The sequence below is a fragment of the Bacteroidales bacterium genome (assembly GCA_014860575.1).
GTDB lineage: Bacteria > Bacteroidota > Bacteroidia > Bacteroidales > JAAYJT01 > JAAYJT01.
Genome location: JACZJK010000005.1, coordinates 16,502 through 34,165, shown reverse-complemented (window position 1 = coordinate 34,165; position 17,664 = coordinate 16,502). Strand labels below are relative to the sequence as shown.

Annotated in this window: 13 protein-coding genes; 12 read left to right on the top strand and 1 reads right to left on the bottom strand. The window is 44.4% G+C overall.

Annotated features, from left to right (window positions below):
• Nucleotides 1–37: 37 nt before the first annotated feature.
• The gene (locus IH597_00550; protein MBE0660930.1) at nt 38–2,461 is read right to left on the bottom strand and encodes a thiol-activated cytolysin family protein; all 2,424 of its coding nucleotides are present in this window, start codon (nt 2,459–2,461) and stop codon (nt 38–40) included.
• A gap of 172 nt (nt 2,462–2,633) precedes the next feature.
• On the opposite strand from IH597_00550, the gene mtnA reads away from it, so the two are divergent.
• The 12 genes from mtnA (at nt 2,634) to IH597_00490 (ending at nt 17,559) form a co-directional block, all read left to right on the top strand.
• Nucleotides 2,634–3,671, top strand: a complete 1,038-nt coding sequence (gene mtnA, locus IH597_00545; protein MBE0660929.1) for an S-methyl-5-thioribose-1-phosphate isomerase — start codon at nt 2,634–2,636, stop codon at nt 3,669–3,671.
• Between the two features lie 13 nt (nt 3,672–3,684).
• Nucleotides 3,685–5,448, top strand: a complete 1,764-nt coding sequence (locus IH597_00540; GenBank protein MBE0660928.1) for a M14 family metallopeptidase — start codon at nt 3,685–3,687, stop codon at nt 5,446–5,448.
• Between the two features lie 132 nt (nt 5,449–5,580).
• Nucleotides 5,581–6,414 (top strand): hypothetical protein, encoded by an 834-nt coding sequence (locus tag IH597_00535; GenBank protein MBE0660927.1) that lies wholly within the window; start codon nt 5,581–5,583, stop codon nt 6,412–6,414.
• A gap of 48 nt (nt 6,415–6,462) precedes the next feature.
• Nucleotides 6,463–7,047: an acyloxyacyl hydrolase gene (locus IH597_00530; GenBank protein MBE0660926.1), complete on the top strand. Its 585-nt coding sequence runs from the start codon at nt 6,463–6,465 to the stop codon at nt 7,045–7,047.
• A gap of 34 nt (nt 7,048–7,081) precedes the next feature.
• The gene (locus tag IH597_00525; protein MBE0660925.1) at nt 7,082–7,900 is read left to right on the top strand and encodes an AraC family transcriptional regulator; all 819 of its coding nucleotides are present in this window, start codon (nt 7,082–7,084) and stop codon (nt 7,898–7,900) included.
• A 105-nt stretch (nt 7,901–8,005) separates the two neighbouring features.
• The gene (locus tag IH597_00520; GenBank protein MBE0660924.1) at nt 8,006–8,359 is read left to right on the top strand and encodes a VOC family protein; all 354 of its coding nucleotides are present in this window, start codon (nt 8,006–8,008) and stop codon (nt 8,357–8,359) included.
• 358 nt (nt 8,360–8,717) lie between these two features.
• The gene (locus IH597_00515) at nt 8,718–9,032 is read left to right on the top strand and encodes a YbjQ family protein (protein MBE0660923.1); all 315 of its coding nucleotides are present in this window, start codon (nt 8,718–8,720) and stop codon (nt 9,030–9,032) included.
• Between the two features lie 491 nt (nt 9,033–9,523).
• Nucleotides 9,524–10,498 (top strand): alpha/beta hydrolase, encoded by a 975-nt coding sequence (locus tag IH597_00510; GenBank protein MBE0660922.1) that lies wholly within the window; start codon nt 9,524–9,526, stop codon nt 10,496–10,498.
• 48 nt (nt 10,499–10,546) lie between these two features.
• Entirely contained in the window at nt 10,547–11,092 is a 546-nt protein-coding gene (locus tag IH597_00505) for a GyrI-like domain-containing protein (GenBank protein MBE0660921.1), read from the top strand.
• Nucleotides 11,093–11,383: 291 nt separating this feature from the next.
• Complete coding sequence (locus tag IH597_00500) at nt 11,384–12,778, top strand: TolC family protein (GenBank protein MBE0660920.1); 1,395 nt, start codon at nt 11,384–11,386, stop codon at nt 12,776–12,778.
• 171 nt (nt 12,779–12,949) lie between these two features.
• Complete coding sequence (locus IH597_00495; GenBank protein ID MBE0660919.1) at nt 12,950–14,074, top strand: efflux RND transporter periplasmic adaptor subunit; 1,125 nt, start codon at nt 12,950–12,952, stop codon at nt 14,072–14,074.
• Between the two features lie 134 nt (nt 14,075–14,208).
• Nucleotides 14,209–17,559, top strand: a complete 3,351-nt coding sequence (locus tag IH597_00490) for an efflux RND transporter permease subunit (GenBank protein ID MBE0660918.1) — start codon at nt 14,209–14,211, stop codon at nt 17,557–17,559.
• Nucleotides 17,560–17,664: the final 105 nt, after the last annotated feature.

Sequence of the window (17,664 nt, the reverse complement as noted above, 5' to 3'; positions counted from 1 at the left end):
TAAAGCATTTAAGGAGAAAGCTCATTTGAACCGCAACTTATTGCGCACTGCCCCGGGCTATTCCCACATATACGGTATTTGTGGCATCAGCGTTCACGTAAATTACATCCTCGCGTGAGTCGCCGTTGATGTCGCCAGTCAGGATTTGGAACTGCGACCATTGGTCGCCGGCCGGATGGTCCTGGCTGATGCGTGAGAAATCAAAATCACCATTGGCTTTTCCAAGACCAATCACCACGTGATTTACGGTTTCCAGGGAATTGGCGAGTAAGTCTTTTCGCCCATCTCCGTTAACATCCAGAAGTCTTATCTGCCAATCACATGGACCTCCGGCACGGGCAATCCACTGCAAAGAACCTGCTTCCAGCGCCGGAGTTACTCCGGTGCTCAGATCTCTGTGAACAGGAATGCTTTCCGCAACAAGTGGATTTACCCACACCATGTCGGCCCCGGCGTTGCCGTCTATATTTCCGACAACAACTTTATAGTTTGTCCAGCCGCCTGATCCACGATCAAACCGACTTTTGAAACTCAAAACAGACCCCGCCACATCGCCGACCGATTCAGCAACATAGACATGGTGAACATTTATACCTTGTGTGTACCAGATCAAATCATCGCGACCATTCCCATTGATGTCGGCTACGGCAAACGCTTCATTCCCGGTCCACGCACTTAAGGGATGATCCTGAAACATCCCGGCTGTTGGTTCATAATTATTGATTCCAAACGTACCGTCACCATTCGAAAAAGATATATAGGTTCTGTTGGTGCCAATCAACACATTCCAGATCAGATCATCACCATCCTTGCCGTCAATATTTCCTACTTCGAACTTGTAGTTTGTACCCCAACCGACAGAGGCAGGGCCTTTCGTGAACACGGGCATCTCCTCAAAGCTGCCGTCACCATTCGATACACCGATGTAAGTGTGATTGGTTGTCAGCACCCGGCCCCAGGCCAGATCATCGCGGCCATCATTGTTGAAGTCGCCCACTTTTACCACATATTGGCTCCAGCCATGCGTGGGTGAGGCACTATGGGAAGTTGGTGTGCCCATGGTAAAAGTGCCATTTCCGTTCGAAAACGCTATCACGGTCTGGTTTGAATTTGCACTTACATGATTGTAGATCAGATCCTGTAGTCCGTTGCCGTTCACATCTCCCATCATCACTGTTACGGGAGCTGGAACAGGCAGGCTAAGGTTCTGTGCATTCAGAAAATTGAATGTGCCCGGAGTAGCCTGTGTGGCGCTGCAGGAACGGATGTTGTACTCGGTTGCTTCTGTAACGCTGGCAATGCTTCCATCTCCCAGGTTGCGGAAGGTGTAGCTCATCGGAGCCGCGCTCGACAGCGGGGCAGTATTTGTAAAATACTGCGACCAATCACCTGACCGGATCATAGCCAGTGTAGCTTCGGCATCTCCACCAATGGATGTGATCTTGATCTTCGACTCCTGAAGGATAGATTCCTGTTTGGCACTCAGATTGGCACCCACGCTTCCGCCGATTCCGCTATACCCTGCCTGCATGGTTGCCCTGATGTCGGATTCGCTTGCGGTGGATGTGATCGAAAACATCATCATTCTTCCATACACGATATTGGACACATAAACCGGTAAGTTGTCGGGCCCGATGCGCCCCTGGCTGATCTGTTGCTCCAGTTTGGCCTGGGTGAAACCGGCACTGAAAAAATCACCAGGGCTCTGCGGGGCTTCCACCACCACTTCGTACATCTTCTGGTAAAACTGTGCCGTTATTGTTGTTTCGGATCGCTGCTGATCAATGCTGCCGCTGGCAGAGGCTTCAAAACCCAGGTAGTTTCCAGAGATGCCCATCTGCAGTGCCGATTGCTTTTCACTGTAGTAAGTTTCCATTTTGAAGTTGATAGAACTGGGTGTGGCGAGGCCACTTGCCGTTGCATTACCAATCATCGAACCAATGGCCTGATCAACGGTGGCCTGGCTGGGATTTTCAACAGTACGGAAGTTATCGTCGTTGGCCAGACCCGGAATGGATACCCTGATAGCGGCCCGCTCGGCTATGGGCAACCCCAGCAGGCTTCCCAGCCCGTCGCGATGGCTTTTACCCTGGATGAGTGCACCGGCGTAAAGAATCTCACGGTCAGGACTGTACATGGCTATCTGCTGCGGGTTGTCGGCAAGGGTAAAGGGTTGCGACTGGCAGGAATAGGTTACGTCTTCGAGTAGTGTAATACTGCCATCTTCGTTGATCTCCTCCACATCCAAAACAACATCCTCCAAAGGTACCGGCTCACCCTTCGGAGTGGGCGCCTGGGCTTGTCCAGGTGGGGAAAACTGACTCCAGGCAGGCAACTCCTGCAAATATTTGCTTACATCTTTCGTGCTGATCGGGGAATCTACTTCTTCCTTTTTACAGGCGCTTATAAAAATCATTACATAAATGATGGGGATGAAAAGAAATAAAATTCGGTTTCTCATAACAAATTAAATTTTCAGGTTTTATGGTTTAATGCCTCCATATAGCCATTGCAAGAAAAAGGTTACCCGCCTTGAGGTTTTTTATTGATCCGGAAGTCATAATCAAAACTGACAGGCTTGAATCCTTTCTGTATTTTTGCATTTCATGCCTGCAGAGCAATTATTCTAACAAATGGAAGTCAACGGAAAACACTTTTTAACCATCTGGTTCGAAAATGGACTGGTTCACATGATTGACCAGAACAAGCTTCCGTTTGCCTTTGAAATCATGGTTTGTAGTACCTGGCAGGAAACTGCCGAGGCAATCCGCAACATGAATGTGCGCGGAGCCGGTGCGATTGGCGCTGCTGCAGGATTTGCCATGGCACAGGCATTTATTCAAGCTAGTGGTTCTGAGAGAGAAGATTATCTGCCTGAAGCCAAAAAAAGCATTGAGGCAACTCGCCCCACCGCCCGCGATCTTTTTTATGCGACCCAAAAGGTTTACAATGCAGATTCTATAGAATCAGCCATTGAAACTGCTTTACAACTTGCCGGAGAAAATCTGCATGAAGGGAAGCGAATTGGCGAAGTTGGGAAAGAACTGATCAAAGATGGCATGGGAATTCTTACTCACTGCAATGCCGGTTGGCTGGCCTTTGTTGATTACGGCAGCGCATTGGCGCCAATATACGAAGCAAAGCGAAAAGGAATAAATTTCAGCGTTTTCGTGGATGAAACCCGCCCCCGCAACCAGGGCGCCCGGCTCACTGCCTGGGAACTGGGCAATGAAAACATTACTCATTATATAATAGCCGATAATGCATCAGGGCATTTTATACAGCAGGGCAACATCCAACTGGTTATTGTGGGAACCGACCGCGTTGCTGCCAACGGCGATGTTGCCAATAAAATCGGAACACTTGAGAAAGCAATCCTGGCTAAAACTTTCGGCATCCCGTTTTATGTGGCTGCCCCTCTTTCCACATTCGATATGAATTGTCAAACCGGAAAAGACATTCCCATTGAAATGCGCGATCCCGATGAACTGCTATACATGTCGGGTATGAACCTTGAAGGACGGCTTGAAGAAATCAGGGTTGCTGCTCCGGGATCATCAGCTTTGAACCCTGCCTTTGATGTAACTCCTGCAGCATATATTACAGGATTTATCACCAGCAAAGGGACTATCAAACCAAATGCTGAATCTATTTCCAGACTTTTTAAATAAAACCACTCACTTTATGAACACTAAAATAATCTTTGCCTTAGTTGTAACAATTATCATTGGGTTGCCTCTGCAAAACCAGGCGCAACAAAGCGATTGGCAAACGCTTTATGAGCAATCAAACTTTCTTGAAACACCCAATTATGAGCAAACCATTGAATTTTGCATGCGCCTCGCTTCGCATTCGCCTTTAGTTCATTTTACAAGTTTTGGGGTTAGTCCACAAGGAAGGGATTTGCCATTGCTGATTATTGATAAGGATCAACGGTTCGAACCCCAGGATAAGGATGAAAAGCTAATCCTGCTTATCGAGGCAGGCATTCATCCCGGAGAACCTGACGGCAAAGACGCCGGGTTTCTGTTGATACGCGACATGATCATCCATGGAAAACACCTGGAATTACTCGACAATATCACCATACTGTTCATCCCCATTTTTAATGTTGACGGGTATGACCGGTTCGGACCATACAATCGTATCAACCAGAACGGTCCTAAGGAAATGGGCTGGCGTACCAATGCACAAAACCTCAATCTTAATCGTGATTTTATTAAGGCAGATGCGCTGGAAATGAAAGCCTGGTTGAAACTTTTCAGCGAATGGCTACCTCATTTTTTTATTGACTGCCACACCACCAATGGCGCTGACTACCAGTATGCCCTTACGTATATGCTTGAAACCCATGGTAACATGGATAAAGGCTTAACCCTTTGGCAAACCAATGTTTACGAACCGGAAGTGAGTAAAAAAATGGAGGCTTCGGGCTTTCCAATTTTCCGTTATGTGCAGTTCAGGCAGTGGCACGATCCGCGCAGCGGACTAAGAAGTGGAGCTGCACCCGGAATGCTCTCACAAGGTTACACTGCCCTGTTGAACCGACCGGGATTATTGGTTGAAACCCACATGCTCAAAGATTACAAAACACGGGTGAATGCTACTTACGAAATGATCATTCATACCATGCAAATCCTTAAGTATGAAGGGCAAACACTAATTGACCTCATTGACAAAGCCGATTTATTTGCCGCCTCAGCTGAGTTCAGGCAAGAACCTTTTCCGCTTGGGTTTACCATAAGCCAGATCGATAGCGTGATGGTAGATTTCTTAGGTGTGGAATACAACATCGAAACCAGTCCGCTGACTGGTGGGCCCTGGTTCCAGTATTACCCCGATCAAGCTGTAACTTTTACCCTGCCGCTTTTTGATAATAATGTTCCATCAGCCACCGCTATGCTTCCCGAAGCCTTCATCATCCCGGCCGAATGGCAGGAGGTAATTGAACGGGTGCAGGTTCACGGAATTGAGATGCAACGCATTGATAAACCGGTAAAAATGGTAGTTGAAACTTATCGTTTTGAAAACCCAAATTTTCGCAATGCACCCAATGAAGGAAGGCATATGGTAAATGCTGAGGGAATCCTATTCAGCGAAGAAAGAACCTTCCATCCCGGTTCCGTTATCGTTTCTATGAACCAACCCAAAGCCCGGCTGATTGCCCGCATGCTTGAACCCGGCAGTAGCGATTCATTTCTGCAATGGGGATTCTTCAATGCCATTTTTGAACAGAAAGAATATGGAGAAACTTATGTGATGGAACCGTTGGCACAGCAAATGCTGCTGGAAGATGAAAGCCTGCGCATTGAGTTCGAAGAAATGAAAGCAAACAACCCTGAACTATTCAGCAGCCAATGGGCTATGCTTAATTGGTTCTACACGAAGACACCCTGGTGGGATCAGAAGAAGAATGTATACCCTGTGGGGAGAATCACAAAACAGTAAGTACAAGGTGCTGACTTTGGTAATTCATACCTTAATATTCCTTGTTTAAATTACAAACACCGTCATTCAAAATAATTCACATCCTGTCCGTTGATTTCAAATCTTAGTTTTGAAGTCTGAAAACCAAAAAAAATGACCCGAATTGAAATTTCCGGCTTAATAGCAATTTTTATGCTTTTAACTTCCTGCACTTCCATAAAACGAACTTATGAAAATGACCTGCAAGCTCATTTTCAATCTTCTGACGGATCGGAAAAGGTTCTCACAAAAGAAGATATAAGCCATTTACCTGAACCGGTGCAACGCTATTTTGAATATTGTGGTTTCATTGGCAAGCCGGTTCCTATGAACGCTGAGGTGGTTTGGGCCAACAGTCACATAAAAATGGCGCCTGACAAAAAATGGATGAAGTTAAAAACCTACCAGTTTAACAGTGTTGAAGATCCGTTCAGGATTGCCTACATGAAAGCCAGGATGTTTGGAGTGATCCCTTTTGACGGCCGCGATATATACTTTGGCGGGCAAGGCCATATGTATGGCAAGGTAGCAAACCTGTTCACTGTTTTTGATGAAAAAGAAAGGGAGATTGCACAATCCGCCTTACTAATCATTCTTGCGGAAGCCTTGCTGGTTCCGGGTTATGCATTGGCTAATTATATTGAGTGGGAGGCCATTGATGAGAATAGCGCCAATGCCCGCTTGGTTCACGAAGGAATTGATGTGAGCGGCATTTTCTATTTCAACAACATTGGCGAAATGATCCGGTTCGAAACCAGCGACAGGTATTACAAGCATCCAGAAAAAGGCAATGTGCTGACCCCATTCTCAGCAGAAGTGGGGGATTACAAACAACAGGGAGAATTGAGATTTCCCGGTTCACTGATGGCGATCTGGCGCCTTGAAAGTGGCCGGTACGAATACTGGAAAGGCACCATTAGTGAAGTGAAATATAATATTCGCCTGTAAAATGTATTTTTCTACCTTCGCAGGCAAACTCAGCAAACCACAATATTGATGACGAGATATCTGGTTTTACTTCTGTGCTTTTTTTTCAGTATGAACGCGTTCTCACAAAAACTGGTGAGCCGCTTTGCCGACCGCCATATCAACCAGCGGGCATCGGGGGCGATGGTTCAATACGGATTCAATTATTACGATTTACCCGAGGGCTACGCCTATAGGCCGCTGTTGCTTGCGCACTATCAGCGTTTCCCGCTAATCAAAACGGCAAAAAAAGTAGGCCTGGCTATTGACATCGGGCCGCAGATTGGAATGGCTTATACTGACAAGTTTAATTTTGAGCTTGGTTTATTCGTTTACCTCAACCTCGGGATTGCCTTAACTGACTGGGATATGATCAGCTTGCTGGCTGGCGCCGGCCCGTATTACATCAGTGTGGAAACTGAACGACAGGCAAAAGGATTTATCTTTTCCGACAATTTTCTGCTCGCCTACCGCAGAAAACTATTGCTCAGCCGTGAACCATATGAAATCTCTGTTTACAGTGGTTTCAGGCATATTTCAAACGCCAGCCTCAAACAACCTAACGGAGGTATTGATAACATTATAATTGGCCTGGGATTCGCAAAATTATTCTGATTGCAAATGCAATCCACCACAACCTGATGCATTGATGTTTTATTCCCTTTATAAACCTGCGGAGGCGCTCCGTCCATTTATCAGTTTTTATTGGATACTGGAATTGGACAGCAGCCTGGCTCTTTCAACAAAGCAACGCATTATTCCAAATGGCTGTGTAGAACTGATCTTCCATTTTGGCGACAGGCTCAATACCCTTTTTCCGAACCAAAAGCCTGAGCTGCAACCGCAGTCACTGATTTCGGGGCAGTCAACCAGGTTTTATGATGTGGAGCAATGTGGAAAAACAGGAATGCTGTCCATTCTCTTCAAACCCCATGGAGCCAGGATGTTTTTTGATCTGCCAATTAGTGAGATCACCAACCAGAATGTTGATCTCACCTTGCTTGGTCATCAGATTGCTCCTGAATTAACTGAAAAAATCGCGCTTGCCGGTGATCATAAAACCAGGATCAGCATCATTGAAGATTATCTGATCAGCAAACTGACGGACCAGCATCTTTACAATTCGCGTAGGCTGGCCCGAACCATTGAGATCATAAACCAGCATAAAGGGCTTGTGAGTGTTGGTGAACTGGCTACAGTTGCCTGCTTGAGTCAAAAACAATACAACCGTATTTTCTTTGATTTTGTTGGCTTGCACCCGAAAGAGTTTCTAAAAATTGTCCGGCTGCAATATGTTTTCCGCCACCACAAACACAACCAGAATGAGTCCCTAACCGAACTTGCCTACGCTTGTGGCTATTATGACCAGTCTCATTTTGTAAACGATTTCAAATCCCTCACCGGCCTTACACCCAAACAATGCTTCGCCGAATGCAACAGCGAATCGGATTACTTTCTTGAAGTATAACTTAACCTCAGCCCTTCCTAAGAGAATGTCTATTTTTTACAATTCCTTCCCCTTAATCCGACCTTTCTTTGCACCGTCATTTTAAACACATTAAAAAACAAAAAAATGGAAAAACTGATTTCATTCTTCGAGATTCCGGCGGCGGATTTTGACCGCGCTGTTGAGTTTTACGAAACGGTGCTTGACACCCAAATCCAGGCAGAAACATGCGATACCGAAAAAATGGGATTTTTTCCCAATTTTGAAGGCGCCATCTCTTTTTCGCCACATATTAAGCCATCGGCTGACGGAGTTCTCATTTCATTAAAAGTGAAAAATATTGAACAAACGCTTGCAAAAGTTGAAAATCTTGGTGGAAAAACCATCATCCCAAAAACCGCTATTGAAGCTGAAGGCCGGGGTTATTTTGCAGTGTTTCTTGACTGCGAGGGGAATAAGGTGGGATTGCATGAGAAGTAAAATTGATGACGTATCCAGCATTTGATTAGCGAAAATATATGAAGAAGAGGATGTCTCAAAAGGTCAAATCTTGTCATCCTGAACGAAGTGAAGGATCTCTTCTAAGCTTCAAAACCAGTTCCTTCGTTACACTCAGGATGACAATAAAAAAAGTAACCTCACAACTTTTGAGACAGCCTCTTTTTTTTTGATCTCATCCGAAAGTATTTTCCCCTCATCCATACTTGGAAACTAGTCATTCATAGAAAAGAGTTTTATCAAACTACGGAATGGAATTAGCTTTGCCTGATAAAACAAATGTACAGATTGTGATCTGACAAAAGTATCAATGTATAACATCCATTAAATCTTTAAAGTTATGATTCTTTCAACAACACACACTGTTCCCGGAAGGGAAATCGCTGAAATACTTGGTCTGGTGCGAGGAAGCACTGTAAGAGCCCGTAACGTAGGCCGTGATATAGTGGCCGGACTGAAAAACATTGTAGGCGGCGAAATAGAAGAATACACCCAATTGCAGGCCGATGCCCGCGAGCAGGCCCTCCAGCGTATGATAGATGACGCCCGCAGTCTAAACGCCGATGCAGTTGTAGGAATACAAATATCAACCGCTATGGTAGCACGCGGGGCCGCAGAAATTCTATTTTATGGAACTGCAATAAAACTTAAATAAGATGGCAATCGCAAAATTGATTCTTGGCCTATATGCCCTGGCAGCCCTGGGAGCTTTGGTGGGCATTATCTACCTTATTATCCGCAGAAGAAGGATAAGAAAAGGTGAAAATTTTGAGAGAAGAAAAAATTAGAAAGTCCCATTTGCGCTCTCCATAAACCTTGCCGGAACAGGCGTTGTCAGTTGCACCTTTAAAATTGGTTGGCATTAAGCATTAACGAATATTAGCTACTATTCAGATGAATAAACATATTTTTCTTGATAATCTTACTACTGCCGTTACAGCATTAGCAACCGGGAAAAAAAAGTTTTTTGCCTGTGAACATGATTAAAAAGGACATGCAACAGGTGCATTGAATGTAAGTGCTATGAGGTCGCATATTTTGGATGTCATACAAAAAACCCAATATGATAGAATTCAAGGATGATAAATCTCTGAAATTTTTGATAAAGTTCAGGATTATAATTGCCTATCAAACACTCCACTAGTTATGAAGAAAATCATTTTATTGGCAGCGATCATTCTCCAGGCTTGCAACGGCAAAGATTTTAAAGGTGGCAAACTTATTCTTACTGATGCTGACCCATCCAGGGGTTTTCATTACTCCTACTTTTTGTTTCTTCCTGATAATATAATATCCAACAACCCTGTTTATATGATCACAGAGCCCAACAACTCAGGTTTCGCCAGTGATAATCTGGAAGATCATAAGGAAAGTGCTCGCCGAATTGCTACAAGAGACTTTTATATCGGCAACTATCTGGCCCGTGAAATGAAATTACCCTTGCTGGTACCTGTTTTCCCCAGACCTAAAAGCGATTGGAAAATATATACCCATGCACTTGACAGGGATGTCATGTTACAGAAAAACACATCTCTCGAGCGTTTAGACCTTCAATTGCTTGCCATGGTTGAGGATGCAAAAGAGAGACTCGATGAAATTGGCTACGATATCAGTGAACAATTTTTGATGGCCGGTTTTTCTGCTTCCGGAACATTTGCCAATCGTTTTACAGCAATACATCCCGAAAAGGTTAAAGCAATGGCTGCAGGTGGAATGAATGGACTGCTGTTGATACCCCTCGAAGAAGTGAATGGAATAACGCTTGCATATCCTATTGGGACCAATGATTTTTATGAACTGTTTGGCAAGTCTTTCAATCCGGCTGCATTTACAGAAACTCCGCAATTTCTTTTCATGGGAGCCCTGGATGATAATGACGCAGTACCTTATGCTGATGCATTCGACCCAGATGAGCAAGAACTCATCTACCGAACCCTGGGCAGAGAAATGCAAACCGTGAGATGGAAAAACTGCCAGCAAATTTATTCTACCGAAGGTGTTAAAGCACAATTCAGAACTTATGAAGGTTTGGGGCATGAACAAACAGTTGTAGTAAAAGAAGATATCCTGGAATTTTTTAAGTCGCAAATAAACCACTCAGAAAAATTTATCAAACCATAGAGCGAAATTAGCTTTGTTCGGTTTAAGAATCCTCTAATACCAATCATTATGAAAACATTACTGATTATTCTCATTTTATTGATCATTATCATCCTGGTTATTCTTGCCTGGCTGGGCGCTTTTAAGAAAGTGCATGTGTATGCAGCAAGACAGGGTGGAGAAATTCTTGTTTATGAAACCATCAAGGGCGAATACCGGCAATCGGCGGCGGCAATGGATCAAATCTACTACCGCTTGCTGCATGAAGACAAAATTGAAACCTTCAAAGGCTTTGGTATCTATTACGATGATCCAAAAAAAGTAAGCAAAGACCAATTGCGATCGGAGGCAGGATGTATTCTTGAACCGGCAGATGGGATTAAATCTGAAACACTTTCAGAAAAGTACCAGGTAAAAGTCTTCCCCGAAGGCGATTATATTGTTGCTGAATATCCTTTCAGAAATAAGCTGTCGGTATTTATGAGCCTGGCAAAAGTTTATCCTGCATTAGATAAATATGCGAAAACGCATAACTACGATCCAGAGGGTTTTGTAATGGAAATCTATGATATTCCGAATAAAAAAATTCTTTATCGTAAAGAAATAAGAAACTGATTGTTCACTGGTTGTTCCCATCAGAAATCCGGTTAACGATAAATAACAAATTCTTTCGATAGTAAAGCAATTTAATGTAATTCCTTCAAAACGCCCATTTCACTAAAATCTCCCCTGCCTAAAGCTAAGAGTTAATTACGATGTTTGGTTGAATACGCCAAACATCATCAGTGACATAATTTGCCCATTCACACCTCAAAAAACGTCATTCACCGGGAATTACTTTTTGGCTTTTTGCACGCTCTCTACTTTTGCCGCAATTATTTTTCAGAACCATTATTACATAAAACCATGAATTTCAAACTCATTTTGCTTGGCACAGCATGTATCATTCAATTCTCCGCTTTTGCCCAGAACCAGGAAAGCAGATCGTTCAACCTGCAGCAGGCCGGTGAATATGCAGTAAAAAACAGCTATTCTGTGAAGAATGCCCTGGCAGATCGCGAGATTGCCCGCAAGACTATCTGGGAAACCACTGCCATTGGCCTGCCACAAATCAGTGGAACGGTGAATTATCAGAACATGGTAGATATTCCTACGATGTTGATGCCTGATTTCCTCACTTCGGCAGTGGTGGGCGTAAACCAGGGTTTGTTTGGCCTTGATCCTATTGGACCTGTTCCTGAAGCTGGTTTTTTTCCGGTTCAGTTCGGAGCCACACATAACGCCGATTGGGGTGTAACTGCAACGCAATTGCTTTTCAGCGGTGAATATATCGTTGGTTTACAGGCTTCACGCATTTTTTATGATCTGTCAGAAAAAGCCTTGCTGAAGTCCCAGAACGACATCCGGGAATCAGTGGCCAAATCGTATTACCTGGTGCTCGTTGCCGAAGAAAGTTATAAGATACTGCAGGAAATGGTGGCCAATACGGTTTTAATACGCAAAGAAATGGAAGCCATGCTCAAAGTTGGATTCATTGAAGACACAGATGTGGATCAGATGCTGCTGCTTGAAGCCAACCTTCAGAACACGCTCAACAACCTGGCTACACAGGTTGAGATCGCAAACCGGCTGTTGAAATTCCAGATGGGCATCAACCTGAATGAAACAATCGTGCTGACTGATAAGCTTAGCGATATGCTTGATATGGATGGTATTGTTCAGGTGATGATTAAAGACTTTCAACTTGCCAGCAATATTGAATTCCAGTTGATGGAAACCCAGGAAGGTCTCGCCGAGCTGAGCCTGAGGCGGCAGAACAGCACCTATTTACCATCAGTGGCTGCTTTTGCTACCTATTCGGAAAGCGGGATGAATAATAAGTTCGAGCTTTTCGATAGCAGCCAGGATTGGTTCCCAACCACAATAGTAGGACTGAGCATTAACATTCCCATCTTCAGCAGTGGCATGCGTATGGCACAGGTGAGCAAAGCCCGCCTTGAACTTGAAAAAACACGTACAATAAAAACACAGGTTTCAGAAGGTTTGCAGCTAAATTTTCAGCAGTCGTTGCTTAACCTGCGAACCGCTCATGATACTTATCAGACAGAGAAGAAAAACCTTGAACTATCAGAAAGAATCTTCAACAAAACTACTATCAAGTACCGCGAGGGAATTGCTTCTAGCCTTGATTTGACTCAGGTTCAGAACCAATTACTGAGCACCCAAACCAATTATTTCCGTGCCATGGTTGATATGTTGAATGCAAAAGCGGAGTTAGAGAAGCTTCATTCGGGAAGGTAAAACAAGGTGGCAGTTGCAGTTGGCAGTTGGCAATCAGCCTTGATTTAGCGATTAGGAAACTTAGAAATTCCAATTACAACAGACAAATTCCAAATAAATTAAATAGCACAATCATTAACCAAACTACAGTATCACTGCATTACGGCATCACTGTATCACAAAAAAGAAGAAATGAAAACCTTACAAACATCAGCAATTATTCTTATCGCAGGTTTACTGCTTGCTTCTTGCGGTTCGAACCCGGAAGCCCAACTGGAAAAACTGAAAGCCCAGAAAGAAAAAATCAACCAGCAAATTGCCCAGTTTGAAACTCAGTCAGTTCAAAATGGAAATAATGCCAACCCTGTCAGGCTTACCCCTGTAAAACTGGAACCTGCAAGGAACAATGAGTTTAAGCATTTCGTTGAAGTGCAGGGAAATGTGGAATCAGAAAGCAATATAAATGTTCCGGCAGAAAGCCCTGGGATTGTGCAACGTATCTATGTAACGCGTGGCAGTGCAGTAAAACGCGGGCAGCTGCTTGCCGAACTGGATGCTACAATAATTCAGAAAAGCATTTCGCAGGTGGAAACCGGGCTTGAACTGGCCACCACCATGTTTGAGCGCCAGCAAAGACTCTGGGATCAGAAAATTGGCAGCGAAATGCAATTTCTGCAGGCAAAGGCTAACAAAGAATCGCTGGAGAAACAACTTGCAACCCTCAATGAGCAGTTGAATCTGTTTCGTATCACTTCACCCATCAATGGCACTGTGGATGAAGTAATCATCAAAGAAGGCGAAATGGCTGCCGCTGGTTTCCCGGCATTCAGGGTGGTGGAGTTGTCAAACCTGAAAGTAAAAGCCAATCTATCTGAAAGTTACATTAACAGCGTAAAACCCGGCGACGCCGTTATCGTGCGTTTTCCACTGCTTAACCGCGAGCTGCAACTGAAGGTTGATGCCGTAACCCAGGTGATTGATCCCAACAGCCGCACCTTCAGTGTTGAAGTGCGCATTCCGAAATCTGAGACCGGCATAAAACCAAATATGATAGCCGTGCTGGTTGTCAATAATTATGTGAACTACAAAGCCATCAGTGTGCCTCTGAATTCGGTTCAGCAAAACGGCCATGGCAAATTCCTTTTCGTAGCTGATTACAAAGACAACCAGATGGTAGCACAGCGCCGCGATGTAAAAACCGGCCTTACTTATGCGAACCGTGTGGAAGTGCTCGAAGGTGTGAAAGCCGGGGAAAACATCATTGTGTTCGGCCATCAAAACCTCGCCGACGGTCAACTGATCGAAAAAGTTAATTAAAGGGAAGAATGGAAAAATGGAGTGTTGGAGTAGTGGGGCTGCAAAAACACATCACTCCATTAATCCATTACTCCAACACTCCAGAACTCCAAATTTTTCAAACATCATTACCTCACAATTAAAGAAAGCAACTGATGAAAGATCGTAGATTCCGTCTCACTGAATTCGCCGCCGACAACATAAAAACAGTTTACTTCTTCACCGTGCTTGTCATCGTGGCGGGCATCATGGCTTACCGGTCCACGCCGAAAGAGCTTTCGCCGGAAGTGGTTTTTCCTTTTTTTTCCGTTTCAACCATTTACCCGGGCACATCCCCGGTGGATATGGAAAACCTGGTTACCCGCCCTATTGAAAAACAACTCAAAGGGGTTAATGGGATCAAACACGTATCAAGCAATTCCATCCAGGATTTCTCAATAATATTTGTTGAATTCGAAACCTCTGCGAACCAAATGCAGGCCTACCAGGATGTTCGCGAAGCTGTTGATAAATCAAAACGTGATTTGCCTGCCACCCTGCTGGATGATCCGGAAGTCAGCAAGATAGAAGTTTCGGAGTTCCCGGTTGTAAATATTAACCTTTCGGGAGATGTGGGTTTGGTAAAACTTAAAGAATATGCCGATGACCTGCAGGAGCTTATTGAAGGACTGGAAGAAGTAACCCGTGTAGATATTGTTGGCGCACTGGATCGCGAAATCCAGATTAACATTGATCTTTACAAGATGCAGGCGGCTGGAGTCACCTTCATGCAGGTTGAAAACGCTGTTGCCATGGAAAACATGACCATTTCAAGTGGTTTTGTCCGTATGGGCGGAATGCGCAGGACCATGCGTATTGTAGGTGAATTTCAGGAAGTGGATCAAATCGGTAACATCCTGCTCAAGGATGGGCTTTATTTGAAAGACATAGCCGAAGTTGCTGACGGTTATGCCGACCGCGAAAGCTATGCCCGACTGATGGGATCGGACGTGGTTACACTGAACGTTATAAAGAAAGGCGGCGCCAACCTCATCAATGCTGTAGACAAAGCCAAAGAGATTGTGGCAACATACCAGGAAGGCCTGCCTGACAATGTAACCATACAAATCACCGGCGACAACTCTACGTGGACGCGCAACAGCGTGAAAGATCTTTTCAATACGATCATCCTCGGTTTCATTATAGTAGTTGTAGTGCTGATGTTTTTCATGGGTGTTGATAATGCCCTCTTTGTTGCCGCAGCCATTCCGCTTTCCATGCTCAGTGCTTTTATAATCATTCCATTGGTTGGTTTCTCAATGAACATGGTGGTTCTGATGGCTTTTATTCTTGTACTTGGTATTGTGGTGGATAACTCCATCGTTGTGGTCGAAAATATTTACCGTCACTATATGACCACGCCTGATCTGCCCATTGTTCCAGCCAGCAAACGTGCGGTTGCTGAAGTAGCTATACCGGTCATTACCGGAACGCTTACTACCATGGCGCCATTTTTTCCATTGCTTTTCTGGCCGGGCATTATGGGTGAATTTATGAAATATATTCCGGCAGTTATTATTCTCACCTTGCTGGCTTCTATGTTTGTGGCATTTGTAATGAACCCCGTGTTTGCGGTCACATTCATGAAATACCGTGGTGGATCGGCCAGCAAAACAAACTATGGGCGCTTGCTTATCATATTACTTGTGCTTGTTGCGCTTGCTTCATTATTGTATGCCAGCGGTAATTTGCTATTTGCCAATCTTATCACTTTTGGCATTCTGCTATTTCTGGTCACAAAATTTTTGATGCAACCCCTCATTAAAAGCTTCCAATCTCATGTATTGCCACGCATGATGGATGGATACCGTAGCACCCTGGCTTTCCTGCTTCGCGGAAGCAATGCCTATATGGTAATTGTAGGAACGCTGGTACTGCTGGTTGCTTCTGTTTTTTTACTGGGCGTTAAGACACCAAAAGTTGTGGTTTTCCCTGAAGGTGACCCGGGCAATATTCATGTTTACCTGCGCATGCCTTCCGGAACCGATATTGAGGTTACCGATTCAGTAACGCGTATCCTGGAAGACAAGGTATTTGAAATACTCGGCAGGGATAACCCGGATGTGGAATCTGTTGTTTCAAATGTTGCCGTAGGCGCTGGACAGAATTTCTTTGAACGTAGCACGCAACCCAAACTGGGCAAAGTAACAATATCCTTTGTGGAATACAAATATCGTAAGGGGTTGCCAACCAGCCAGTATGTCGAAATGTTCCGCAAAGATCTGCATGGCATACCTGGTGCTGAAATCGTAGTGGATTTTGATAAGATGGGGCCACCCACCGGATTGCCTGTTGCTGTTGAAATAAGCGGCGAAGATATCGTTGAACTGATTGCGCTTTCAGAAAGGGTCAAACAATACATTGAATCGCTGAATATTCCGGGCATTGAGGAACTTAAATCAGATATGGAAGTAAGCAACCCTGAGCTGATAATCAACATTGATCGCGAAAAAGCCAATAAACTTGGCGTAAGCACGGCTTATGTTGGTATGACCATGCGCACAGCGCTTTATGGGAAAGAAATCTCAAAATTCAGGGATGGTGAAGATGAATACGATGTGCGGCTGCGTCTGCAGGAACCTTACCGTGATGATCTTCAAAGGTTGCTGAATATGACTATTTTACTTCCGGGTGGCGGCCCTAATGGAGTAAACAAGGAAATTCCTATCTCTGCCATTGCCGATGTAGAATTTGGCACCTCTTATGGCGGTATCATCCGTAAAGACCACAAACTGATGATAACCCTTGGCAGCAATGTGCTTGCCGGTTACAATGCCAATGATATTGTTAACCGCCTGAAACGGGAAATGAACAGTTTTGAAATGCCTGAAGGTTATGAAGTTGCTTTTGGAGGCGAACAGGACGATCAAAATGAAGCAGCAGGTTTCCTCGGCTGGGCCATGTTTGTAGCCATCGGGTTGATTTTTATAATTCTGGTTACCCAGTTTAACTCACTTAGCAAACCCTTCATAGTGTTGGTACAGGTATTATTCAGCATAATTGGTGTGCTGCTTGGACTTGTAATTTTCCAGCTTGACGTATCAGTAATCATGACGGGTATGGGGATTATAGCTGTAGCTGGCATTGTCGTGAAAAACGCCATCATTCTTATTGACTTTGCTGATTTGAAAGTGAAAGAAGAACCTGATCGTAACCTGCGCGAAGTACTGATTGAAGTTGGTGCAACCCGACTCACTCCGGTTTTACTCACTGCCGCCTCTACCATTCTTGGTTTATTGCCGCTGGCCTTAGGTATTAATATTGACTTCCAGGGTTTATTTACTTCTTTCCAACCGGATTTCTACATAGGAGGCGATAGCGCTTCTTTCTGGAAACCCCTGGCATGGACAATTATTTTCGGGCTCACTTTTGCAACTTTCCTTACACTTATTGTCGTTCCGGCAATGTACGTGATGGCAATACAAGCAAAATCATGGGTAAACCGCACAAGGTTAAGGTTTTCGTAACACAACCGCAGAAAATCTAAAACTAACTCCATTTTGCTATACGATGATTGATGATTAACCCCGCTGGTGCTCAGGTGCCGGCGGGGTTTTCCCATAATGCCACGA